The organism is Salinisphaera aquimarina (genome assembly GCF_042643355.1).
GTDB classification, from domain to species: domain Bacteria; phylum Pseudomonadota; class Gammaproteobacteria; order Nevskiales; family Salinisphaeraceae; genus Salinisphaera; species Salinisphaera aquimarina.
Map to the genome: position 1 here is coordinate 263,829 of NZ_JBHRSS010000008.1, position 23,472 is coordinate 287,300.

23 protein-coding genes are annotated in these 23,472 nt (G+C 64.4%); 7 read left to right on the top strand and 16 right to left on the bottom strand.

Annotated features, from left to right (window positions below):
* The first annotated feature begins 167 nt into the window (after nucleotides 1-167).
* The 5 genes from sufB to ACFOSU_RS16720 all read left to right on the top strand — a co-directional run bounded on the left by sufB (nucleotide 168) and on the right by ACFOSU_RS16720 (nucleotide 5,583).
* The gene (sufB, locus tag ACFOSU_RS16700) at nucleotides 168-1,637 is read left to right on the top strand and encodes a Fe-S cluster assembly protein SufB (protein ID WP_380691054.1); all 1,470 of its coding nucleotides are present in this window, start codon (nucleotides 168-170) and stop codon (nucleotides 1,635-1,637) included.
* Between the two features lie 86 nt (nucleotides 1,638-1,723).
* Nucleotides 1,724-2,485 (top strand): Fe-S cluster assembly ATPase SufC, encoded by a 762-nt coding sequence (gene sufC / locus ACFOSU_RS16705; protein ID WP_380691055.1) that lies wholly within the window; start codon nucleotides 1,724-1,726, stop codon nucleotides 2,483-2,485.
* Nucleotides 2,482-3,810 carry a Fe-S cluster assembly protein SufD gene (gene sufD / locus ACFOSU_RS16710; protein WP_380691056.1) on the top strand — a complete coding sequence of 443 codons (1,329 nt, stop codon included), beginning with the start codon at nucleotides 2,482-2,484 and terminating at the stop codon, nucleotides 3,808-3,810. Before sufC ends, sufD begins: the two co-directional genes overlap by 4 nt.
* A 10-nt stretch (nucleotides 3,811-3,820) precedes the next feature.
* On the top strand, nucleotides 3,821-5,074 hold the full coding sequence (locus ACFOSU_RS16715) for a cysteine desulfurase (RefSeq protein WP_380691057.1): 1,254 nt from the start codon (nucleotides 3,821-3,823) through the stop codon (nucleotides 5,072-5,074).
* Between the two features lie 188 nt (nucleotides 5,075-5,262).
* Nucleotides 5,263-5,583, top strand: a complete 321-nt coding sequence (locus tag ACFOSU_RS16720; RefSeq protein ID WP_380691058.1) for a Rieske (2Fe-2S) protein — start codon at nucleotides 5,263-5,265, stop codon at nucleotides 5,581-5,583.
* A gap of 25 nt (nucleotides 5,584-5,608) precedes the next feature.
* On the opposite strand, the gene recJ is transcribed toward ACFOSU_RS16720, so the two are convergent.
* From recJ to ACFOSU_RS16745, 5 genes are all read right to left on the bottom strand, one after another.
* Nucleotides 5,609-7,342 (bottom strand): single-stranded-DNA-specific exonuclease RecJ, encoded by a 1,734-nt coding sequence (gene recJ, locus ACFOSU_RS16725; protein WP_380691059.1) that lies wholly within the window; start codon nucleotides 7,340-7,342, stop codon nucleotides 5,609-5,611.
* Between the two features lie 32 nt (nucleotides 7,343-7,374).
* A complete protein-coding gene (gene thrC / locus ACFOSU_RS16730; protein WP_380691060.1) occupies nucleotides 7,375-8,763 on the bottom strand; it encodes a threonine synthase in 1,389 nt (462 codons plus the stop codon).
* A gap of 49 nt (nucleotides 8,764-8,812) precedes the next feature.
* Nucleotides 8,813-10,126 (bottom strand): homoserine dehydrogenase, encoded by a 1,314-nt coding sequence (locus ACFOSU_RS16735; RefSeq protein WP_380691061.1) that lies wholly within the window; start codon nucleotides 10,124-10,126, stop codon nucleotides 8,813-8,815.
* A gap of 36 nt (nucleotides 10,127-10,162) precedes the next feature.
* Nucleotides 10,163-11,371, bottom strand: a complete 1,209-nt coding sequence (alaC, locus tag ACFOSU_RS16740; protein ID WP_380691062.1) for an alanine transaminase — start codon at nucleotides 11,369-11,371, stop codon at nucleotides 10,163-10,165.
* Nucleotides 11,372-11,550: 179 nt separating this feature from the next.
* Nucleotides 11,551-11,946 carry a hypothetical protein gene (locus tag ACFOSU_RS16745; protein ID WP_380691385.1) on the bottom strand — a complete coding sequence of 132 codons (396 nt, stop codon included), beginning with the start codon at nucleotides 11,944-11,946 and terminating at the stop codon, nucleotides 11,551-11,553.
* On the opposite strand from ACFOSU_RS16745, the gene ACFOSU_RS16750 reads away from it, so the two are divergent.
* Nucleotides 11,945-12,244, top strand: coding sequence for a class D sortase (locus ACFOSU_RS16750; protein WP_380691373.1), 300 nt, complete (start codon nucleotides 11,945-11,947; stop codon nucleotides 12,242-12,244). The genes ACFOSU_RS16745 and ACFOSU_RS16750 overlap by 2 nt on opposite strands.
* Here ACFOSU_RS16750 and ACFOSU_RS16755 read toward each other — a convergent pair.
* Genes ACFOSU_RS16755 through surE form a run of 4 tightly spaced genes read right to left on the bottom strand, consistent with a single transcriptional unit; the run spans nucleotide 12,238 to nucleotide 15,120 of the window.
* Complete coding sequence (locus ACFOSU_RS16755) at nucleotides 12,238-13,125, bottom strand: peptidoglycan DD-metalloendopeptidase family protein (protein ID WP_380691063.1); 888 nt, start codon at nucleotides 13,123-13,125, stop codon at nucleotides 12,238-12,240. The genes ACFOSU_RS16750 and ACFOSU_RS16755 overlap by 7 nt on opposite strands.
* Entirely contained in the window at nucleotides 13,122-13,697 is a 576-nt protein-coding gene (locus ACFOSU_RS16760; RefSeq protein ID WP_380691064.1) for a YqaA family protein, read from the bottom strand. The genes ACFOSU_RS16755 and ACFOSU_RS16760 overlap by 4 nt, the downstream gene beginning before the upstream one ends.
* Complete coding sequence (locus ACFOSU_RS16765) at nucleotides 13,697-14,374, bottom strand: protein-L-isoaspartate(D-aspartate) O-methyltransferase (RefSeq protein WP_380691065.1); 678 nt, start codon at nucleotides 14,372-14,374, stop codon at nucleotides 13,697-13,699. Before ACFOSU_RS16765 ends, ACFOSU_RS16760 begins: the two co-directional genes overlap by 1 nt.
* Nucleotides 14,371-15,120, bottom strand: a complete 750-nt coding sequence (gene surE / locus ACFOSU_RS16770) for a 5'/3'-nucleotidase SurE (protein ID WP_380691066.1) — start codon at nucleotides 15,118-15,120, stop codon at nucleotides 14,371-14,373. The genes ACFOSU_RS16765 and surE overlap by 4 nt, the downstream gene beginning before the upstream one ends.
* Before the next feature lie 119 nt (nucleotides 15,121-15,239).
* Here surE and ACFOSU_RS16775 point away from each other — a divergent pair, with 119 nt between their 5' ends.
* Nucleotides 15,240-15,818 (top strand): Smr/MutS family protein, encoded by a 579-nt coding sequence (locus tag ACFOSU_RS16775; protein WP_380691067.1) that lies wholly within the window; start codon nucleotides 15,240-15,242, stop codon nucleotides 15,816-15,818.
* On the opposite strand, the gene truD is transcribed toward ACFOSU_RS16775, so the two are convergent.
* Genes truD through ACFOSU_RS16810 form a run of 7 tightly spaced genes read right to left on the bottom strand, consistent with a single transcriptional unit; the run spans nucleotide 15,819 to nucleotide 23,467 of the window.
* Nucleotides 15,819-16,910 carry a tRNA pseudouridine(13) synthase TruD gene (truD, locus tag ACFOSU_RS16780; protein WP_380691068.1) on the bottom strand — a complete coding sequence of 364 codons (1,092 nt, stop codon included), beginning with the start codon at nucleotides 16,908-16,910 and terminating at the stop codon, nucleotides 15,819-15,821.
* Nucleotides 16,911-17,318 carry a septum formation initiator family protein gene (locus ACFOSU_RS16785; RefSeq protein ID WP_380691069.1) on the bottom strand — a complete coding sequence of 136 codons (408 nt, stop codon included), beginning with the start codon at nucleotides 17,316-17,318 and terminating at the stop codon, nucleotides 16,911-16,913.
* Nucleotides 17,319-17,320: 2 nt separating this feature from the next.
* Nucleotides 17,321-18,604, bottom strand: a complete 1,284-nt coding sequence (gene eno / locus ACFOSU_RS16790; protein ID WP_380691070.1) for a phosphopyruvate hydratase — start codon at nucleotides 18,602-18,604, stop codon at nucleotides 17,321-17,323.
* A 56-nt stretch (nucleotides 18,605-18,660) separates the two neighbouring features.
* Nucleotides 18,661-19,494 carry a 3-deoxy-8-phosphooctulonate synthase gene (gene kdsA / locus ACFOSU_RS16795; RefSeq protein WP_380691071.1) on the bottom strand — a complete coding sequence of 278 codons (834 nt, stop codon included), beginning with the start codon at nucleotides 19,492-19,494 and terminating at the stop codon, nucleotides 18,661-18,663.
* Nucleotides 19,491-21,134: a CTP synthase gene (locus ACFOSU_RS16800; protein WP_380691072.1), complete on the bottom strand. Its 1,644-nt coding sequence runs from the start codon at nucleotides 21,132-21,134 to the stop codon at nucleotides 19,491-19,493. The genes kdsA and ACFOSU_RS16800 overlap by 4 nt, the downstream gene beginning before the upstream one ends.
* 42 nt (nucleotides 21,135-21,176) lie before the next feature.
* A complete protein-coding gene (gene tilS / locus ACFOSU_RS16805) occupies nucleotides 21,177-22,499 on the bottom strand; it encodes a tRNA lysidine(34) synthetase TilS (RefSeq protein WP_380691073.1) in 1,323 nt (440 codons plus the stop codon).
* Nucleotides 22,496-23,467 carry an acetyl-CoA carboxylase carboxyltransferase subunit alpha gene (locus tag ACFOSU_RS16810; protein WP_380691074.1) on the bottom strand — a complete coding sequence of 324 codons (972 nt, stop codon included), beginning with the start codon at nucleotides 23,465-23,467 and terminating at the stop codon, nucleotides 22,496-22,498. The genes tilS and ACFOSU_RS16810 overlap by 4 nt, the downstream gene beginning before the upstream one ends.
* Nucleotides 23,468-23,472: the final 5 nt, after the last annotated feature.

Genomic DNA, 23,472 nt, shown 5'->3' on the forward strand with positions numbered 1-23,472 from the left:
AAGCCTGAATTCGCCTGTCTGGCAAGGCAATTTGTGCCCGCCAATATCTTGAAGATTTTCAATAGCGCCCCACTATCAGGCACATCGGTACGGTTTGCTGCCGGGGCCTTGCCGATTCGCGTTATACTTGCCCGGATAACTGCATACTTCGAATCATCCGAGACGCTATGGCCGCACATCAAGAAGACGTTGAAGCACTTGTCGCCGAACGCGAATACGAGGCCGGCTTCGTTACCGATCTCGAGTCGGACACGATTGCGCCCGGACTCGACGAAGACGTGATTCGTTTCATTTCGGCCAAGAAGAACGAACCTAAATGGATGCTCGACTGGCGCCTTGAAGCCTTCGAGCAGTGGAAGCAGATGCGCACGCCGAAATGGCCGCACCTTCACTACAAGCCGATCGACTATCAGTCGATCTCGTATTTCTCCGCGCCCAAGCGCGACGAGGACAAGCCCAACAGCCTCGACGAGGTCGATCCCAAGCTGCTGGATACCTACGCCAAGCTCGGCATTCCGTTGCGTGAGCAGGAAGTGCTGGCCGGCGTCAAGGGCGCATCGAACGTGGCCGTGGACGCCGTGTTCGACAGCGTGTCGGTCGCGACCACGTTCAAGAAGAAGCTGGCGGAAGCCGGCGTGATCTTCTGTTCGATCTCGGAAGCGATTCAGGAACACCCGGAGCTCATCAAGAAGCATCTCGGCACCGTCGTGCCGCGTGGCGACAATTTCTTTGCCGCGCTGAACGCCGCCGTGTTCACCGACGGCTCGTTCGTCTATATCCCCAAGGGCGTGAAATGCCCGATGGAGCTGTCCACCTATTTCCGTATCAATGCGGAGAACACGGGCCAGTTCGAGCGCACCCTGATCGTTGCCGAGGAAGGCAGCCACGTCAGCTATCTGGAAGGCTGTACCGCCCCCCAGCGCGACGAGAACCAACTGCACGCGGCGGTCGTCGAACTGATCGCCGAAACCGACGCCGAGATCAAGTACTCGACAGTACAGAACTGGTACCCAGGCGACGAGAACGGCAAGGGTGGCATCTTCAACTTCGTCACCAAGCGCGGCGACTGTCGCGGCGATCGCTCCAAGATCTCCTGGACGCAGGTCGAGACCGGTTCGGCGATCACCTGGAAATACCCGAGCTGCGTGCTCAACGGCAACGGCTCGGTCGGCGAGTTCTACTCGGTGGCGGTGACCCGCGGCATGCAGCAGGCCGATACCGGCACCAAGATGATCCACGTGGGTAAGAACACCAAGTCCACGATCATCGCCAAGGGCATCTCCGCGGCACGCGGCGAGCAGTCGTATCGCGGCCTGGTGAAGATTCTGCCGAGCGCGGACAACGCGCGTAATTTCACCCAGTGCGATTCGCTGCTCATCGGCGACCAGTGCGGTGCCCACACCTTCCCGTACGTGGAAACCAAGAACTCGTCCGCCAAGCTTGAACACGAGGCCACCACCTCCAAGATCGGTGAAGACCAGATGTTCTACTGCCTGCAGCGCGGCCTGTCCGAAGAGGACGCGGTCAACCTGATCGTCAACGGCTTCTGCAAGGACGTGTTCAAGGAGTTGCCGATGGAGTTCGCCGTCGAAGCTCAGAAGCTGCTCAACGTCACGCTCGAGAACGCCGTCGGCTGACCGTCGGCGTTGTCATCGCGAGAAGTCTCGGGCCCGCGCCGCAAGTGCGCGGGCCTGTCCTGTTATTAATCCCGATAAAACACTCTATGCTTTCCATCAAGAATCTACATGCCGAGGTCGAGGGCAAGCCCATCCTGCGTGGCGTCAATCTCGAAATCCCCACCGGCGAAGTGCACGCGATCATGGGGCCGAACGGCTCCGGCAAGTCCACGCTGGCCAGTATTCTCGCCGGTCGCGAGGACTACGACATCACCGAAGGCAGCGTCACCTACAAGGGCAAGAATCTGCTCGATCTGGATGCCGACGAACGCGCCTGTGAAGGCGTCTTTCTGGGCTTCCAGTATCCGGTTGAAATCCCGGGCGTATCCAACCTCTACCTGCTGCGCGCGGCCGTGAACGCGCGCCGCAAGTATCGCGGCGAGCCCGAGATCGACGCGATGGAATTCATGCAGCTGATCGGCGAGAAGATCGCTCATGTCGGCATGAGCATGGACATGGTCAAGCGCGGCGTGAACGAGGATTTCTCCGGCGGCGAGAAGAAACGCAACGAGATATTCCAGATGCTGGTGCTCGAACCGAGTCTGGCGATTCTCGACGAAACCGATTCCGGCCTCGATATCGACGCCCTCAAGGTCGTCTCAGACGGCATCAACCGCCTGCGGTCCCCGGAACGCTCGACCGTGCTGGTCACGCATTACAAGCGCCTGCTCGAGCACGTCGTGCCCGATCGCGTGCATGTGTTGGCGGCCGGACGGATCATTCGCTCCGGCGGCCCGGAACTGGCCGACACGCTGGAAGCCGAAGGCTACGTCAATCTGGAAACCGACAACGCCGACGCCCCCTCATGAACGATATTGCGCCGCTCATCGACCATTATCTGGCCGAATACGCCCGGGTCGAACGCGAACTCGCCGGCAGCGATGCGAGCAAGCGCGTACGCCAGGCCGAGCTGAAGGCGTTCGCCGAGGCTGGCTTCCCGGATACCCGTATCGAGGACTGGAAATACACCAGCCTTCGCGCGCTGGAGAAGCGCCGCTTCGAGATCAGCGACGACGCCGGTGATCTGGCCGCGCATGCGCTGGATGAATTCCTGCCGTCCGGGCTGGACGCCTATCGCATCGTCATTGTCGACGGCCATTTCAACCCGCGCCTGTCCGATCTGGACGAACTGCCCGAGGGCGTCACCGTGCAGTCGTTCGCGGCCTATCTGAACGCCGACGACGACGCCCGCGTCAAGGCCGAGGAAATCACCGAGCAACCGGGCAGCCTGTCGGCCATGAACGCTGCGTTTGCCACCGACGGCGCCTATGTGGAAATCGCGGCCAACACCGTCGTTGCCAAACCGTTGCACGTGATCACCCTCGCCAGCGGCGGCCACGAGGACCGTATGGCGCAGGTGCGGCACCGTTTCGTGATGAATCAGAGCAGCGAAGCCACCGTCATCGAGCACTACGTGGGTCTGGGCGACAAGCCCTATTTCACCAACGTGGTCACCGAAGCGGTCATGCGCCAGAACGCGCAGCTGACCCGCTGCCGGGTGCAACAGGAGTCGACGCGTGGTTACCACGTCGCCAGCTTCTTTGCTCATCAGACACGCGACAGCCGCGTGATCAACCACGGTTTTGATCTGGGTGGCCGTCTGGCGCGTACCGATACCAATACGCGTCTGATCGAAGAAAACGCCGAGATTCATCTCTACGGCGTCTATGCGCCGACCGGGCGCCAGCATATGGACAACCATACGCGCGTGGATCACGACACCCAGCACAGCGTGAGCCGGGAAATCTACAAGGGCGTGCTGGCCGATTACGGCCGGGGTGTGTTCAACGGCAAGATCATCATTCACAAGCACGCGCAGAAGACCGACTCCGAGCAGTCCTGCGATGCCCTGCTGCTGTCGGACAAGGCCGAGGTCGACGCCAAGCCGGAACTCGAAATCTACGCCGACGACGTCACCGCGGCCCACGGCTCAACCGTGGGCCAGCTCGACGAGACCGCGGTATTCTATCTACGCAGCCGCGGCGTCAACGAAAGCGGCGCCCGCGCGATTCTGACCTACAGCTTCGCCAACGCGCTGGTACAGAAGGTCGGCATCGAGCCCGTGGAACGCTTCGTCGAGGCCGCCCTGCTTGCAAAACTGCCGGGTGGAGAGAACTACGCCGATCTGGCTTGAGGCCGCCGCTATGAGTACTGCCACCGCCACGCCGACCCGCCCCCTGTTCGACGCAGAGCGCGTACGCGCGGATTTTCCGATCCTGTCGGAGCCGCTGGATCAGGGCATGCGGCTGACCTACCTCGACAACGCGGCGACCACGCAGAAGCCGCTGCACGTGATTCGCGCCAGCGACGATTACTATCGTCACGCCAACGCCAACGTGCATCGCGCGATACACGCGTTGTCGCAGCGGGCGACACGTGCCTATGAAGGCGCGCGCGACCGGCTGGTGGATTTCGTCAACGCCGGCTCGCGCGCCGAGATCGTCTACACCCGCGGCACGACCGACGGCATCAACCTCGTGGCTCAGTGCTATGCGCGGCCCCGGCTCGAGGCCGGCGACGAGATTCTCGTCACCGAACTAGAGCATCATTCCAATATCGTGCCGTGGCAGATCGTGGCCGAGCAGACCGGTGCCAAGCTCGTGGTCGTGCCGGTCGAGGACGACGGCAGCGTCACGCTCGAGGCGTTCCAGTCGCGCCTGTCCGAGCGCACCGTAATCGTGGGCCTCGCCCATGTGTCGAACGCGCTGGGCACGGTGCTGCCGGTGGCCGATATGGTCGCCGCCGCACATGCCCACGACGCCGTGGTGATCGTCGACGGCGCCCAGGCCGTCGCCCACATGCCGGTGGACGTTCAGGCCTTGGACGTGGATTTCTATGCGTTCTCGGGCCACAAGCTGTTCGGACCGACCGGCATCGGCGCGCTCTACGGCAAACAGGCCCTGCTCGACGCCATGCCACCCTACCAGGGCGGCGGCGACATGATCGAGACCGTCTCGTTCGAGGGCACGACCTGGAACGAGCTGCCGTACAAGTTCGAAGCCGGCACGCCGAACATCGCCGGCGCGGCCGCGTTCGGTGCAGCGCTCGAGTACATGGATGGCCTCGATCTCGATGCGATCGCGACCCACGAGCACGGCCTGCTCGAACGCGCGACCCGGGCGATGCAGGATATAGACGGCCTGCGCATCATCGGCACCGCGCCCGGCAAGGCCGCGATCATCTCCTTCGTCATGGACGGCGTGCATGCACACGATATCGGCACACTGCTGGATGAATCCGGCGTGGCCATTCGCACCGGCCATCACTGTGCCATGCCGCTGATGCAGCGTTTCGGCGTGCCGGCCACCGCGCGCGCCTCGTTCGCCGCCTACAACAACGACGACGACGTCGACGCCCTGATCAAAGGCCTGGAAAGCGTACAGCGCATCTTCGGCTAGCCGGACGATCTTCTGCGGATCTTTCCAGCGGTATTCGATATCCTACGAGGCTGGCGGCCAGGCAGGGATCACGCAAAGCCGCCAAGGCGTGAAGAAGACGCCGAATCGGCGATCTCATCGCAATCTTCGCGTCCCGGCGCCCCTGGCGTGAAAAGATTTTCTTCTCGCAACCAAAGCAAGAGCAAGCAATGACAGACTGGGTCGATGTCGCCAAGGACGGCGAACTCAAGGAAGGCCAGTGCCGCGTCGTCGACGTGGACGATGTGATGGTAGCCGTGTTCTACCGCCAAGGCAGCTATTACGCCATCGAGGACATGTGCACGCACGACGGCGGCGAACTGGCCAGCGGTGAAATCGAGGGCGACGAAATCATCTGTCCGCGTCACGGCGCCCGTTTCTGTATCAAGAACGGCAAGGCGCTCACACCGCCCGCCTATGAAGACGTCTACTGCTTCCCCACCCGAGTGGAAGACGGCGTCGTCCAGGTCACCGACGACCGCTTCGACTGACACGCGCACCGCGCGCAGGCGGCTTTCAGTCGGCCTCGCGATGATGGCTCACGATCAGATTGGCCGTGGTCCGGTCGCGAAACACATTGACCGCCAGTCGATACACCAGAATGTGAACCACACGGTCGTCGAGCAGTGACCCTTGGCCGAAACACATGGCCTCGATCTCCGTGCGCCCGTGCTCGGGCCGAACGCTCAGCTTCAGATGCTTTTCGCCAACTATACGCTGGCTGACGATGACGAAACGACCGTGAAAAAGCGGCTCGTCGAAGCCCGCGCCCCAAGGACCGCTCTCGCGCAGCGTCTGGGCCACGTCGAGGCATAATTCCTGCTCTTGCAGCTGACCGTCGGTGATCAGATCGGGCGTGATCATATCCGGCGTGATGCGGGCCGCGACCGCGGCGTCGAAGCAGGCCCCGAACTCCTCGACCGCGTCCGGCGCCAGCGACAGCCCGGCCGCCTGCGCGTGGCCACCGAACTGGAGAATCAGCCCCGGCCGCCCGGCATCCACGGCCGCGAGTACATCGCGGATATGCAGGCCCGGTATCGAGCGCGCAGACCCTTTCAGGTGGCCGTGCTCGCCGGGCGCAAACGCCACCACCGGGCGGTGATGATGCTCGCGCAGCCGGGCGGCGATCAGCCCGACCACCCCTTCATGCCAATCGGCGCGAAACACGGTCAGGCCGGAGCGCTCGCCCGGCCGTTCGTCGAGCGCGGCGAGTGCTGATTCCGCGTCGCCCTGCATGCGCTGCTGCACGACCTGGCGACGACGGTTGATGGCGGCCAGCTCGCCGGCCAATACGCGCGCCTGCTCGATATCCGGGTGACGCAGACAGGCGACGCCGATGCGCATGTCCTCGAGCCGGCCGGCAGCATTCAGACGCGGCGCCAGGGCAAAACCGATATCGGCGGTATCCAGACGACCGGCTTCACGGCCGGCCACTTCGATGAGTGCGGCAATGCCCGGCCGCGCGCGGCCCTGGCGGATCCGGCGCAGACCCTGACTCACCAGCGTGCGGTTGAGATGATCCAGACGCACGACGTCCGCGACCGTACCAAGCGCGACGAGATCGAGATAACCGTCGAGTTTCGGCAGCAGCCGATCCGGATCGGCTGCCGCCAGCCGCGCACGAAGCGCGGCCATCAGATAAAAGGCAACGCCGACACCTGCCAGCGACTCGCCCGCAAAGCCGCAGCCCGGCTGGTTCGGGTTGACGATGGCCTCGGCCGCCGGCAACTGTTCGCCGGGCAGATGATGGTCACAGACCAGCACCTGCCAGCCCGCGACGTGCGCGGCCTCCACCCCGGCAACGCTGGCGATGCCATTGTCGACGGTCACGATCAGATCACCCGCCTGCCCCGCTCCGACGGCGTCGATCACCCGGGGCGACAGCCCGTAGCCGTGGCGCGCGCGGTGTGGAATGAAATAATCGACCTGCGCGGCGCCCATCGCCGTGAGGGCGTCACAGACGAGTGCGGTGCTGGTCGCGCCGTCGGCATCGAAATCGCCCAGTACGAGGATCCGACGCCCCGTCTCGATGGCGGTGACCAGCAGACCGGTAGCGGCGTCGATATCCTTGAGGTCGCGAAAATGCGGCAGCGTGCCCAACCGGTAATCGAGCTGGTCCAGGTGCTCGACGCCGCGTCCGGCATAGATACGACGCAGCAGCGGTGACGCAATCGCGCCCAGCCCGTCGGTCGGCGCCAACGCGCGCTCCACGATCCGCCGTGGGCGCACGCCGTCGGCATCAGCCGTCATTTACGGTCGCGACCGGCGCCGGGCGACCACACTCAGTGACGGTTTGCGGCGACGTATTGCTGGACCGCGCCCAATTCGGCCGGCAGCACGTCATAACGCTCTTCGCGGGTCATCAGGTCGTGCATGGTTTCCGGCAACGGCGCGCCCTCGAAGCCGGCCCGAACCACGGCGTCCTCGAACTTGGCCGGATGCGCAGTCGCCAGCGTGATCATGGGCGTGGTGGCGTCCGCGCGTGCGCGCTGGGCCGCCCGATAGCCGGTCGCGGTATGTGGGTCCAGCAGTTCGCCGGTGTGCTCGAAGGCCTCTTGAATGACTTCGATGATGGTGTCGTCGTCGACGCTGTAACTGGAGAACAAGGCGCGCAGCGCGGCCAATGGTGCATCGTCGATTTCCACCGCGCCCTGCTGGAAGCGTACCAGCAAGTCCGCCACCGCCGCGCCGTCGCGGTCATAGGCCTCGAACAGCAGACGCTCGAAATTCGACGACACCACGATATCCATCGATGGCGCCAGCGTGGCCTGCAGTTCGTGCTTGGAGAAATCGTTGTCGGCCAGTGTCCGGTGCAGAATATCGTTGGCGTTGGTCGCGATCACGAACTGCTTGACCGGCAGGCCCATGCGCCGGGCGATATAACCAGCAAAGAGATTGCCGAAATTCGCCGACGGCACGGTGAAGCTGACCTCACGGTGCGGCGCGCCCACGGCCACCGCGGCGGCCACGTAATACACCACCTGGGCCATGATGCGGGCCCAGTTGATCGAGTTCACCGCAATCAGGCGCGTGCCCTCGAGGAAATTCTGGTCCGCAAAACTGGCCTTGACCATCGCCTGGGCGTCGTCGAAATTGCCCTCGATGGCGATGTTGTGGACATTGCCATCGAGCACCGTGGTCATCTGTCGGCGCTGAACGGCCGAGACCCGGTTGTGCGGATGCAGGATAAAGATATCCAGGTTGTCGCAATGGCGACAGCCCTCGATCGCGGCCGAGCCGGTGTCGCCGGAGGTGGCGCCCATGATCACGGCTTTCTCGTCACGCTTTTCCAGAAAATGATCGAGAATCCGACCGAGCAGTTGCAGGGCGACGTCCTTGAACGCCAGCGTCGGGCCATGGAACAGCTCGAGCAGATAATGGTTGCTGTCCAGCTGCTTGAGCGGCACCACGGCATCGTGCTTGAACGTGGCATAGGATTCGTCGATCAGGCGGCGAAACGTGGTGTCGTCGATTTCCCCGCCCACGAACGGCTTCATCACCCGGAACGCAATCTCGGCATACGGCAGTCCCGCCATTTCGGCGAACTGCTCGGCCGAGAACTGCGGCATCTGTTCGGGCACGTAGAGACCGCCATCGCTGGCCATGCCGGTGAGCACCACTTCCTCGAAGTTGAGCACGGGTGCGGCGCCGCGTGTGCTGATATAGCGCATGAACTGGTTCCGGTCGCGAAACGGGCGCCGCGACGGCGCCCGCCGGGGTTTAGTCTTCGAACTGGGCGACGCGCATGTGCACGATGCCGTCACGCGTATAGGGCAAGGCGCGGATATGGTCGAGCACCTTGTTCAGGCTGCTCTCGCGGGCCGGCTTGGTGACGATCATCACACGGGCGTCGTCTTCCTCGGTGGGCGGATCCTTCTGCAGAATAGCCTCGATACCGATCTGCTGATCGGCGAGCGCGCGCGTGATCTCGGCCAGCACGCCGATCTGATCGGCGACCTGGACACGGAAATAATGGCCACACTCGAAGTTCTCGCTACCGAGAATCGGCTCATCGGTGAGCTCATCCGGCTGGAAGGCCAGATGCGGGACCCGCCCCTTCGGATCAACGCTTATCATGCGAACGGTGTCGATCAGATCGGCCACGACGGCCGAGGCGGTCGGACCGGCACCCGCGCCAGCGCCGTAATACACGGTCGGGCCGACGGCATCACCGTAGACCATGATGGCGTTCTTTTCGCCCTCGACGCTGGCCAGCAGCGCCTTCTCCGAGACCAGCGTCGGATGCACGCGCATCTCCACGCCAATATCCTGCCGGCGGGCAATGCCCAGGTGTTTGATGCGATAACCCAGTTCCGCGCAGTACTCGATATCATCGCTGTCGATATCACGAATGCCCTGGGTGAATATCTTGTCGAACGACAGGGGAATACCGAAGGCGATGCTGCCGAGAATAGCCAGCTTGTGGGCCGCGTCGATGCCTTCGACGTCGAAGGTCGGGTCGGCTTCGGCAAATCCGCGCGTCTGGGCGTCGGCCAGCGCCTCGTCGAAGCTGACGTTCTCGAACACCATCTGGCTGAGGATGAAGTTGCCGGTACCGTTGATGATGCCGGCCACCCATTCGATATGGTTGGCTGCAAGCGATTCACGGATCGCCTTGATGATGGGAATACCGCCAGCGACCGCGGCCTCGAACGAGACCACCACACCGGCCTCGTCGGCAGCCGCGAAGATCTCGTTGCCACGCAACGCGATCAGATGCTTGTTGGCGGTGACCACATGCTTGCCGTTGGCGATTGCCGCCATCACCAGATCGAACGCCTCGGTATCGCCGCCGATGAGTTCTATGACGACATCGATATTCGGGTCGGCGACGATGGCGTGACAGTCGGTGCCGATATCGATGTCGGCGGTGCTGCATTCGCGCGCCTTGCTCGTGTCCCGCACCGCGGCCCGGGTGAACCGGATATCGCGACCGGCACGGCGCGTGATCTCGGCGCCGTTGCGCGCCAGCAGATTCACGGCGCCCGCACCGACGGTGCCGAGCCCGAGTATGCCTACCTTGACCGGTTCCACTCACCTTCTCCTTAAGTCTGGTCGGGTCGTGCGCGGCTAGGCGCCGAGCACGCCATCGCGCTTGAACATGCGCTTGATGTTTCGAATCGCCTGACGCGTGCGTTGCTCGTTCTCGATCAGCCCGAAGCGCACATGGGTGTCGCCGTAATCGCCAAAGCCGATGCCTGGCGATACCGCCACAAATGCCTCGCGCAGCAGTAATTTGGTGAACTCCAGCGAACCCAGATGCTGATAGGGCTCGGGAATCGGCGCCCATACGAACATCGTCGCCTTGGGTCGCTCCACCGCCCAACCTATATCGTTGAGGCCGTCGCACATCACGTCGCGACGCTTCTGATACATGTCGCGGATTTCGGTGACGCATTCCTGCGGCCCGTTCAATGCGGCGATCGCGGCCACCTGCACCGGCGTGAACATGCCGTAGTCGAGATAGGACTTCATCCGGCCGAGTGCGGCGATGAGGGTCTCGTTGCCGCACATGAAGCCCACGCGCCAGCCCGGCATGTTGTAGCTCTTGGACAGCGTGAAACACTCAACGGCCACGTCCTTGGCCCCTTCCACCTGCAGGATCGACGGCGCTTCGTAGCCGTCGAAGCACAGATCGGCGTAGGCCAGATCCTGCACGATCCAGAGATCGTATTCGCGCGCCATGGCGACGATGCGCTCGAAGAATTCCAGTTCCACGCATTCCGTGGTGGGATTGCCCGGAAAATTCAGCAGCACCATCTTGGGCCGCGGCCAGGATTCCTTGATCGCCTTTTCCAGTTCGGCGAAGAAATCGTTGTCCGGCATCATGCGCACATGGCGCACATCGGCGCCTGCGATCACCGCCCCGTAGGGATGAATCGGGTAGGCCGGATTGGGCACAAGCACTTGATCGCCGTGTTCGAGGATGGCCAGCATCAGATGCGCCAGCCCCTCTTTCGAACCCATGGTGACGATGGCTTCGGTGGCGGGATCGAGGTCCACGTCGAAACGGCGCTTGTACCAGTCGCAGATCGCCTTGCGCAGACGCGGCACGCCCTTGGATACCGAGTAGCGGTGGGTATCCGGACGCTGGGCGGCTTCGAGCAACTTGTTGACGATGTGCTCGGGCGTCGGCTGGTCAGGATTGCCCATGCCGAAATCGATAATGTCTTCGCCCCGCGCTCGCGCCGCCTGCTTGAGTTCGTTGACGATGCCGAACACATACGGCGGCAGGCGATTGATTCGCACAAAATCGGATTTGGGGGACGAATTGGCCATGGTCGTTCAGCTTGCAGCGCCGCACTGGCGGCTGGTTGGGACAACGAACGCGGTAAAGCGCCGCAGTTTGCCAGAATAGCGACTCTGCAGCTACAGACGCGCGACGCCGCGTGAGTCAATACCGAGTTTCTGCAGGGCCTGGAAACGACTCCCTCGTCCATTCCGGGATTTGCCCTGATTCATATCCAGCGGGCGACCGTTGCCGCGGCGATCAGCAGATACTGCAACGCCGTTGCCATGATCTGCCGTCGCAGCAATCGCTTGCAGCCGCCAAATTGATCGCCGTGTGTGCCCTGGCCCTGTTCCGGCTCGCCGAGGGCGCGCTGGTGCCGGTCAAGGCGGTCGTGGCGCTGCTGCTCGAGCGCGCGTTCGAGCGGAGTGTCGCCACGCACCGGGCACACAAACCCTGGCCCTGCGCCGATATGGCGCCGGTCGCGCGCTTGCGCGTACCCCGGCTGGGCGCCCATCAGATCGTGCTCGACACCGGCTCCGGCCAGGCGATGGCATTCGGTCCTACCTGTTGCCGGAGGCCGCGCCCGCTGGACGCGACCGGCACGGCCGTCATCGCCGCCCATCGCCGCCCATCGCGATACCCGTTTCCGGTTTCTCGAAGAGCTCGCGGTCGGCGACATGCTGGCGCTGGAGGATCTCGACGGCACCGTCCGCCGATATCGTGTGACCGACACGCAGATCGTACGCTGGGACCGCTTCACCACCCCACGGGCGCCGGGTGCGCGAACACTGGCACTGGCGACCTGCTATCCCTTCGACGCGGTCACGCCCGGGCCACTTCGGTATGTCGTGCATGCGCGCGCCGTCGATCGGGTCGCGACCACCCGGACGGCGACCAACGACCCGCGAGCCGGTCAGTGATCGGGCAGCACGCTCGCCGGGTTGATCGGCTTGCCGTCGCGGCGTACTTCGAAATGCAGCATCGGCTTGTTCTGCGGGCCCAGGCCCATATCCGCGATATGCGTGCCCACGGCAACGTCCTGACCCTGCTTGACCAGGGTGCGCCGGGTGAAACCGTAGGCGCTCAGATAATGCTCGTCGTGCTGGATGATCACGAGCTTGCCGTAGCCCTTGAGGCCGGTTCCGTTATAGACCACGCGCCCGCTCGAGGCCGCGTAGACGGGCGATCCCTGGCGGCCACCGATATCGATGCCCTGGCGGGTGCGTTCGGGGCCATATTCACGCAGCACCGAGCCGCTGGCTGGCCATTGCCAGCCGTCCTCGTTGGGGCCGCCGGTGCGCGTGGGCTGAACCGGGGCGTCTCGGCTCGCCTCGATGATCTCGGATTCTTTCGCGACGTCTGCCGCATCCGGTTCCGGAAGCGGAGCCGGCGCGCGCGCCGCGGGCGTGGTTTCGACGCTACCGCCGTGCTCGATCGTGCGGGTCAGCTGCGGCGTCGACGCCTGGATCGCCGCCTCCTGTTCCGCGCGGCTGTCCTGGGGCGCGCGCACCACCCTCGGTGTCGTCACCGGCGCGCTGGCCACGCGGCCGTCACCACCGATTCGGGAATAATCCAGATCCGGATAGGGCTCCAGCGACAGCCGCTGGCCGACTTCGATCAAATAAGGCGAGCGAATCTCGTTCCAGCGCGCCAGATCATGCCAGTCGAGGCCGTAGCTCGCGGCGATCGAGGACAGCGTATCGCCGCGCCGCACCGTATAGGTGTCCGGGCTCAGCGCTCGATTGACAGAGCAACCCGCCAGCGCAAGCGCGGTGACCAGGATGATGGCGGCGTGTTTCAACGCAGTTGAAAGACGGCGATGGCGACGATGACTATGGCGACGATGGCCCATCCGATCCAGTCAATGTATTTGAGCAGACGCTGCTCGAAAACCGGCCCAAACCAGCGTACCAGTCCGGCGACGATAAAAAACCGTGCACCGCGTCCGACCAGCGACGCCAGCACGAACGGCAGAAACGGCATCGCCACCGCGCCCGCGGCGATGGTGAAAACTTTATAGGGAATCGGCGAGAAACCCGCAAGCAGGACCGCCCAGAAACCGTAGTGTGCGAACCAGTCGCGAGCCGTCTCGTAGCTGTGGTAATACCCCAGATCCTTGAGCCAGGGCAACAATGAATCCAAAAACAGCGCGCCGATGACATAGCCCAGCATGCCGCCCGCAACCGATCCCACGGTGGCGATCAGAGCGAAACGCCATGCCTTGCGCCGTTCCGCCAGCGCCATCGGGGCGAGCATCACGTCCGGCGGAATCGGAAAGAACGAGGATTCGGCGAACGCGAGCGCGAACAGCGCCCACGGCGCGCGTGGATGTTTCGCTGCGCGCACCACCCACGCATACAGGCGTGCAAACATCAGTCGCGTTGCTCGATCAATGGCACGAAGCTTACGGCGTCCAGGGTTTCCTGACTGAACTGATCGCCGTCCCGATGCACGACGATCAGGTGCTGATTGCCGCTCGCGCCCACCGGCACGACCATGCGCGCGCCGTCCGCCATCTGTTCATAGAGCGACGTCGGCAGCGTTTCCGCACCGGCGGTGACCAGAATCGCGTCGAACGGGCCGTAATCCGGCAGACCGAGCACATCTTCGCGCGCCAGGCGTGCACGCACGTTGCGGTAGCCCAGTTCGACGAAGCGTCGGCGCACGCGCTGATAGAGCGGCTCGATACGCTCGACGGTATAGACGTTGGCGATGAGTTCGGCCAGCACCGCGCCCTGATAGCCGCTGCCGGTACCGATTTCGAGCACGTTGTCGGGCACGCCGTCGGCGATCAGCAGCCGCGTCATCTGGGCGACAATATACGGCTGGGAGATGGTCTGGCCGTAGCCGATCGGCAGCGCGGTATCGTCGTAGGCGCGACTGGTCATGGCCTCGTCGACGAATTGATGGCGCTGAACCCGACCCATTGCCGCCAGTACCGACTCGTCCTCGATGCCCAGACTGCGCAGGCGCTCGATCAGGCGGGCGCGGCTGCGCGCCGAGGCCATGCCGAAGCCACGAACGTGCGGATGCTTGTCCTGCGCCTTCATAAGTGGCGCACCCATTCCCCCAGACTGTCGATGGCGCTGTGGCGGGTCAGATCGATCTGGATCGGCGTAATCGACACCTGGGCGCGGCTCACGGCATGAAAATCGGTGCCGGGGCCGGCATCGGCCTCGCCGCCGGCGCGTCCGATCCAGTAGATCGGCCGGCCGCGCGGATCGCTGTCCTCGACCAGCCGCTCCGCGCGATGCCGATGACCCAGCCGGGTGGCGGCAAAGCCGTCGAGGGCATCGAACGGCAGATCGGGCACGTTGACGTTGAGGATGGTATCGGTGGGCAGCGGATGCGCGACCAGCAGCTTGACCACCGCCACCGCGACCTCGGCGGCGGTTTCGTAATGCTGCGGGTTTTCCCCGACCAGCGAGATCGCCACCGCCGGCAGACCCAGCGAGCGCCCTTCCGTGGCGGCCGCGACCGTCCCCGAATAGAGCACGTCGTCGCCCAGATTGGCGCCCTGGTTGATGCCCGAGACCACCATGTCCGCCTCTTCATCGAACAGGCCCGTGGTCGCCAGATGCACGCAGTCGGTGGGCGTACCGTCGACCGAGTAGAGATTGGGCTCGACGCAGCGCACGCGCAGCGGCCTTTCCAGGGTCAGCGAGTTGCTCGCGCCGCTACGGTTGCGATCCGGTGCCACGGTGACCAGATCCGTACAGACGTGGGTCAGGGCCTGGCGCAGCGCCGTGAGGCCGGGCGCGTGACAGCCGTCATCGTTACTCAGCAATAGTCGCATGCGCAGGGTTTGATTTATCCGGGAATCGATTCGGCGGATTCGCACGTATGTGCACACGTGCAGCAAGCCCGCTAGCATAGCTCATATTGACCGTTTCCTGCTTGCCTGGAGTGTTCATCGTGACCGATCGACCGGAATCTCCGAACCGACCGGGCCCCAACGCGATCGATGGAATCAGCGATGACGATCGCCTGCTGTTTCGCGACGCTGTCGGCCCGGTCGACGCGGTGCGCGCGGCCCACCGCCGGCGACCGTGGCAACGCCTGCCCTCGGCCCGCCCGGCCATGCGCGAAGCCGACGAACGCGCGGTCATCGGCGAGCTGTTCGACCCGCCGCCGCCGGATATCGAAACCGGTGACGATCTGTTCCATCGCCGCGAAGGCGTACAGCTGTCGGTAATGCGCAAGCTGCGCCGCGGCCAGTATCGCTGCCAGGCCGAAATCGATCTGCACGGCATGGTCGTCGACGTCGCCCGCCATTGTCTGGCGGTGTTCCTGCGCGAAGCGCTCGACCGCGATTATCGCTGCGTACGCGTGGTCCACGGCAAAGGGCTGCGCTCGGGCAATCGCGGCCCGGTGCTCAAGGTCAAGGTGGAGGGATGGCTGCGCCAGCGTGATGAAGTGCTCGCCTATTGTTCGGCGCGCGCCACCGATGGCGGCACCGGCGCGGTCTATGTGCTGCTCAGACGCGCCCGCTGATCAATCGACCTGATCGGCGTTGTCTCCGCCGGCGCGGCCCTCGCTTACGTCCACCAGCTCGCGCAGCACGCTGGTCGCGAAAGCGCCCGGCGGCAACCAGAACGACAGCACCAGCGCGGTATCGCTCTCGAACGTCCATTCCAGCTCGCGCACCGGCAGACGCAGCGCGCGCCGTGCGGCGTCGACACCGGCATCCCGCAACCCGGCCACCAGATCCGGATAGTCCGCGATCACGGCGTTCTCGAACGCAGCCGCCTGTGCCTCGACGACGTCGTCACCGCCGCGTCCGGGCAAGGGCCCGCTGGGGTGGATATCGAACCCATCGAGACGTTCGGTCAACTTCTGTTCGGACTGATCGGTCCCGTTGCGCGCGAATACGCTATGACTGCCATCGAGCATGACCGCTTCGCCGTCGATCAGGCGATTCCAGCTGCCATCGCGCACGCGTGCGTCGAGCACGGCATTGAACAACAGCGAGCGCGCCGACGACAGCGCGAACCCGCGGCGATTGCGCGACAGGCGACGACCGGCGAACAACGCCCGCGACAACGCCAGATTGCGCCCGCCGTGGCCAAAGCGCTGTGGCCCGAAATAATTCGGCACGCCTTGAGTGCGGATACGGTCGAGATCGGCGTCCAGTGCCGCACGGTCGGCGTCGAGTGCACGCAGGCGGATGACGAACCGATTGCCACGGTGCGCGCCGCGCTTGAGCTTACGCTCGTGGCGGCGGGCCTCCAGCACCTTCAGACCGTAGATACCATCGAATACGGGCAACGGTTGCGCCATCGGCCATGCCAGCGAAATCCACTGGCAGGTCACCGCGTGCCGGTCCTTGAGGCCGGCGAAACCGATCTGGCGCGGGTGTACGCCCGCGGCGCGAGACAACGCCTGCACGGCGTCCTGCGTGGTCAGCCCGGTCTTTTCGATCCGGCACCACAGATGCTCGCCGCTGTCCGACAACTCGATCGGACAGTCTTCATCGACCTGGAAATCGGCGGGCGTCGCGCGGATGGCGGCCGTTGCCGTGGGCGCGGACCCGCGGGCATGGGCAAACCCGGCGACATTGACGCTGTCGCCCTCGACAAGACCCATTCAGCGTGCCGCTTGCTGTATACCGGAGTCGGTACCGGGTGGCGCGACGGTGAGGAAGAACTCCTCGTTGCGCTTGATCATGCCCATATCCGAACGCGCCCGACCTTCGGTCGCGCTTTCACCGGACTTGAGATCGTCGACTTCGGCCTGCAGCGCGTCGTTGCGGGTCTGGTTGCGCGCGTTGGCCTGACCCAACTCCGTTTTCATCTGGGTCAGCCGGTGCACTTCCGACCAGCCGCCGTCGGCGACCCACAACCGGTACTGGAGACCAGCCAGGGCAACGATCAGGACCAAGAGTGCCGCGCGATACATCTTGCGATTGTAGCGCGCCTGCGGCCCCTGTCCAGTATCGCGATTCGACCTCGAAAAACGCCCCACGGCGCGACCCAGATCCGCGGGCAGCCCCACGGCTAGAAGCCGACCTTGAACGCTGCCTTGCCCGGGTAGACCGCGCGCGAACCCAGTTCGGCTTCGATCATGAGCAGACGGTTGTACTTGGCGATGCGATCCGAGCGCGACAGCGAGCCGGTCTTGATCTGGGTCGCGGCGGTGGCCACCGAGAGATCGGCGATGGTCGAGTCCTCGGTTTCGCCCGACCGGTGCGACACCACGGCGGTGTAATCCGCGCGCGTGGCCACATCGATGGCCCGCAAGGTTTCGGTGAGCGTGCCGATCTGGTTGGGCTTGATCAGGATCGAGTTGGCAATGCCTTCCTCGATGCCCTTCTGCAGAATCCGCGTGTTGGTCACGAACAGATCATCGCCGACCAGCTGCACGCGATCGCCCAAGCGCTCGGTGAGCAGTGCCCAGCCATCCCAGTCGTCTTCGGCCATGCCGTCCTCGATGGTGATGATCGGGTACTTGTCGACCAGCCCGGCCAGATAATCCACGAAACCCGCCGCGTCATAGTCGGCGTCGTCCGAGGCCAGCTTGTAACGACCGCCGGCATGAAATTCGGTGCTCGCTGCGTCCAGGCCCAGCCAGACGTTCTCGCCCGGCTTGTAGCCGGCGCGCTCGATGGCTTCCACGAGGGTATCGAGTGCGGCCGCGTTCGACGGCAGGTTGGGCGCGAAGCCGCCTTCGTCGCCGACGGCCGTGGCCATGCCGCGTTCAGTCAGCAGTTTTTTCAGGTGCTGGAAGATCTCGGCACCACAGCGCATCGCGTCGGCAAACGTCGGCAGGCCGGCGGGCACGATCATGAACTCCTGGATGTCGACGTTGTTGTCCGCATGCGCGCCGCCGTTGATGACGTTCATCATCGGCACCGGCAGATTGGTCGCCTCGTCGTGGCCGAGAAATTCGTACAGCCCCTGGCCGGCATCGGCCGCGGCCGCGCGCGCCACCGCCAGCGAGACACCCAGCAGCGCGTTGGCACCCAGCCGGTTCTTGTTGTCGGTGCCGTCGAGCTCGATCAGCGTCTTGTCGAGCCCGGCCTGGTCGTCCGCCTCGAAGCCCTTGAGCTTCTTGGCGATCTCGCCGTTGACGTTGGCCACGGCGCGGGTCACGCCCTTGCCCAGATAACGGTCGGCGTCGCCGTCACGCAGTTCCACGGCTTCCAGGCTGCCGGTGGAGGCACCAGAGGGCACCATCGCAAGGCCGACGGCCCCGCTGTCGAGCGTTACTTTGGCAGCGACCGTCGGGTTGCCGCGCGAGTCGATGACCTGATAGCCACGAATTTTATCGATCTTGGACATAGCGTTCTATCGGTTCGTCATGGGAAGAAGATTGAAAACAGATCGGCGCGAGCGTCTCAGAGCCGCTGTTCGCTCAAGCCGCGGCGTTTGATCACGGCGTCGAGCTCGACAAGCGTTTCCAGCAGCTCGCGCATGCCGTCCAGCGGCCAGGAATTGGGACCATCGCAGAGCGCGTTGTCCGGGTCCGGATGGGTTTCCATGAACAGACCGGAAATCCCCGCGCCGACCGCGGCTCTGGCCAGTACCGGAATCTGCTCGCGCGCGCCGCCGGAGCGCGTGCCCTGCCCGCCCGGCAGCTGCACCGAATGGGTGGCATCGAAGACCACCGGACAGCCGGTCTCGCGCATGAGTGCGAGACTGCGCATGTCGGCGACGAGATTATTGTAGCCAAACGCATAGCCGCGCTCGCAGACCATCAAGTCACGACCACCCGCGGCCCGCGCCTTGGCGATCACGCCCTGCATCTCGCCGGGCGACAGGAACTGACCTTTCTTGATATTGACCGGCACGCCGCTGGCGGCGACCGCCTGGATGAAATCGGTCTGGCGACACAGAAACGCAGGCGTCTGCAACAGGTCGACCACGGCGGAGACCGGCGCGATCTGCGATTCGATGTGTACGTCGGTGGTCACCGGCACGCCGATTTCGCGCTTCACACGGGCCAGCATGTCGAGTCCGGCGTCGATACCGGGCCCCCGATAGCTGTCGCCGGAACTGCGGTTGGCCTTGTCGAAAGAGCCCTTGAAGATATAGCCGATGCCGAGCTCACGCGTCAGCTCGGCCATATGGCCGGCCACGTCCATGACCATCTGCGGCGATTCCAGACTGTCCGGCCCCGCGATCAGGAACAGCGGCGCGTCCAGGCCTGCTTCGAAACCGCAGAGGTTCATGCGGTCGCGCGCTCGCGGGCCGCGCTGATGAAACCGATGAACAGCGGGTGACCGGCTCTCGGGGTCGAGGTGAATTCGGGGTGGAACTGGCAACCCAGATACCACGGGTGGTCGTTGAGTTCCACGATCTCGATCAGTTCGTCGTCGGCGGAAAAACCGGAGAACACCAGGCCCTTGTCGCGCAGTGCATCACGGTAGAGATTATTGAACTCGTAGCGATGACGATGACGCTCGAACACCTCGGCCGCGTCGTAACAGCGCGCCGCGAGCGTGTCCTCGACGAGCACGCAGCGCTGCTCGCCCAGCCGCATGGTGCCACCGAGGTCCACGTCGGCGTCGCGCTTCTGCACGGTACCGGCCAGATCGCGCCATTCGGTGACCAGGGCAATGACCGGATGCGGGGGGTCGGGCACGAACTCGGTGCTGTGTGCGCCTTCGAGGCCGGCGATGTCGCGGGCGAATTCGATACAGGCGACCTGCATGCCCAGACAAATGCCGAAATACGGAATACCGTGAACGCGCGCGTAGCCGGCCGCGGCGATCTTGCCTTCGATGCCGCGTTCGCCGAAACCGCCCGGCACCAGGATCGCATGCATCCCGGCCAGGCATTCGCCGCCGTCACGCTCGACCGTTTCCGAATCGATGTACTGAATATCCACGCGGGTCGCGGTATGCAGGCCCGCGTGCGACAACGCTTCGTTGACCGACTTGTAGGCATCGGCAAGATCGACATACTTGCCGACCATGGCCACCCGGACAGTAACGTCCTGGGTCTTGCGCGCCTGTACCAACGCCGCCCAGTTGGACAGATCCGCCTCGGGGGCCTCGATGCCGAAGTGCTCGGTGACGAGCGTGTCGAGATTCTGCTGCTGCAGCAGCCCGGGCATCTTGTAGATGTCGTCGACGTCGATGCAGGCAATCACCGCGCGTTCGGTGACGTTGGTGAACAGCGCGATCTTGCGGCGTTCGTTTTCCGGCAGCGGCCGGTCGACGCGACACAACAGAATATCGGGCTGGATACCGATCGAGCGCAGTTCCTTGGCCGAATGCTGGGTCGGCTTGGTCTTCATCTCACCGCTGGAGGCGATATACGGCACCAGCGTCAGGTGCATGAACAGCACCCGATGATGACCCAGCTCGACGGCGAACTGACGAATCGCCTCGAGAAACGGCAGCGACTCGATATCGCCCACGGTGCCGCCGATCTCGACCAGACAGATGTCCGCGCCCTCGCCACCTTCGAGAATGCAGCGCTTGATCTCGTCGGTGATATGCGGGATCACCTGCACGGTGCCACCCAGGTAGTCGCCGCGGCGCTCCTTGTTGATGACGTTGTTGTAGATCTGGCCGGTAGTGAAATTCGAAAGACGCGACGTGCGCGTCTTCATGAACCGCTCATAGTGGCCCAGATCCAGATCCGTCTCCGCACCGTCGCGGGTCACATAGACCTCGCCGTGCTGGAACGGACTCATGGTGCCCGCATCCACGTTGAGATACGGGTCGAGCTTGATGACCGATACGCTCATGCCGCGGGCTTCGAGCAGCGCGCCGAGCGACGCCGCTGCAATGCCCTTACCGAGCGAGGACACCACCCCGCCGGTCACAAAAATATAACGAGTGCCTGCCGCGTCGCCTGCCATCGCGATTCGAGAGCTCATGCCGGGGGAATAATAGCGCGCATGCTAGCCGAAAGGCTCCGCCGCGACAACGCGCGCGGGCTCGCCGGGAAGTTCGTGATCCCAGCGAACAGGGCCTGCGGCTCCGCCCAGCAAACGCTCGAACTCCGGATGACGCCAGTAATGCGCGACGGCCACCAGCGTATCGCCGGCGTAGACCAGCGGCATGCGCTCGCGTATCCACGGCGGAATACGGGCGACACGCAGCCATTCCTTGAGTCGCGGCGCATCGTCTGCGGCGCCCAGTCGCTCGCCGCCGCGCCGGAACGTCACCGTCAGCGCCGCCAGCTTCTCGGCGGCTGATGCGATGGTCAGCCGGCCGCAGCCTGCGGGCAGTTCGAGTGGCTGTGGCGGATACCACGCAAGCGATGCGCCCGTGGGCTCTGCCGGCAGACTGGGCATACAGAACAGCCGATCGTCGAACGCGCGCACGTCGGTGTGCGCAAAACACACGCAGGGGCTGGCGGCCATGCGGGCATCGACCAGCGCCTCGATCTGCTCGAGATGACGATGATCGGGGCGATCACGCCCGGAGCGCGCCAGCCATAGCCGAATCACTTCGCAGCGGCGTCGCGCATCGAATGACCGCAGGTCATCGCAGCGCAATGCACGCGCGTCGTCCTCGGCCGCGGCGAGATCCTCGGCGGCCAACGCGGCAATGCTGTCGGCCGCCTGTGCCGCGTGTTGGGCGCTGCGCGCGAGCGTGCGCGCAAACGCAGGCCAGCGCGCGCTCAGCGCCGGCAGAATTGACGCGCGCAGGTAGCTGCGGTCGACCGCGGGGTCGGCGTTGCTCGGGTCCTCGATCCAGGACAGCCGGTTGTCGCTGACGTAGGCATCGATCTGCGCGTCGTCGATAGCGAGCCAGGGGCGCCAGTGGCCGCCGTGACCGAATTCGGCATAGGCCGGCATCGCGGCCAACCCCTTGACCCCAGCCCCGCGCAGGGCCTGAAGCAGGAACGTCTCGGCCTGGTCGCGCGCGTGATGCGCGGTGACCAGCACCTCCCCGGGGCGTAGCGTCTGCGCGATCGCCCCGTAGCGCGTCGTGCGCGCGGCGGCCTCGACGCCGTGACCGGTATCGACCACATCGACATCCAGACGGGTAAAAGCGACCTGCCATTCGGCACAGCGGGCGGCACAGTGCTCGGCCCAGGCCTGTGCCTGGGGCTGCAGGTGGTGACAGACATGGATAGCGCGCAGAGGAAGCGCCGCCGGGGACAACTGGGCCAGTGCATGCAGCAGCGCGGTCGAGTCACGTCCACCGCTGAAACCCACGACCAGCGCGGTCGCGGCGGCCGGCGCGGCACGAAGCGCGCCCAGCAGCGCGCTCACCCCACGCGCTTGAAGTCGCCGAACCCCATCCAGCGCTGATAGCGCGTTTCCAGCAGTTCGTCGACACTCATGTGCTTGAGACGTGACATGTTGGCGAGCAGACGATCACGCAGCTGCTCCATGAGCGCAGCCGGGTCGCGATGGGCCCCACCGAGCGGCTCTTCGAGCACTTCGTCGACGAGCTTGAGCTGCTTGAGATCGGCGGCGCCAACCTTCATGGCTTCCGCCGCGTCTTCGGCCCGTTCCGCGCTCTTCCAGAGGATAGTCGCGCAGCCTTCCGGCGAAATCACCGAATAAATGCTGTATTGCAACATCAGCAGGTGATCGCCGACGCCGATCGCCAGCGCGCCACCGGAACCGCCTTCGCCGATCACGGTGCACAGCACCGGTACCCGCAGGCGCGCCATCTCGAACAGATTACGGGCGATGGCCTCGGACTGATTGCGCTCCTCGGCGCCGATGCCGGGATAGGCGCCGGGCGTGTCGATGAAGGTCAGCACCGGCATCTTGAAGCGCTCGGCCATCTTCATCAGACGCAGCGCCTTGCGATAGCCCTCGGGCTTGGGCATGCCGAAATTGCGAAAGATCTTTTCCTTGGTATCCCGGCCCTTCTGATGCCCGATTACCATCACCGACTGTCCGCCCAAGCGCGCCGTGCCGCCGATCAGCGACGGATCGTCGCCGTAGGTCCGGTCGCCGTGCAGTTCTACGAAATCGGTGAACAGGCCGTCGATATAATCCTGCGTATAGGGGCGCAGCGGATGCCGCGCCATCTGTGCCACCTGCCAGGTCGACAGCTTGCCGAAGATCTGTTCGGTGAGGTTGCGGCGCTTGCCTTCCAGGCGCGTGATTTCCTCGTTGAGGTTGACTTCGCTGCCGTCGGCGACAAAGCGCAACTCCTCGATCTTTTGCTGCAATTCGGCGATCGGTTGTTCGAAATCGAGATAATCGAGGTTCTTTTGCGCCATTGGTG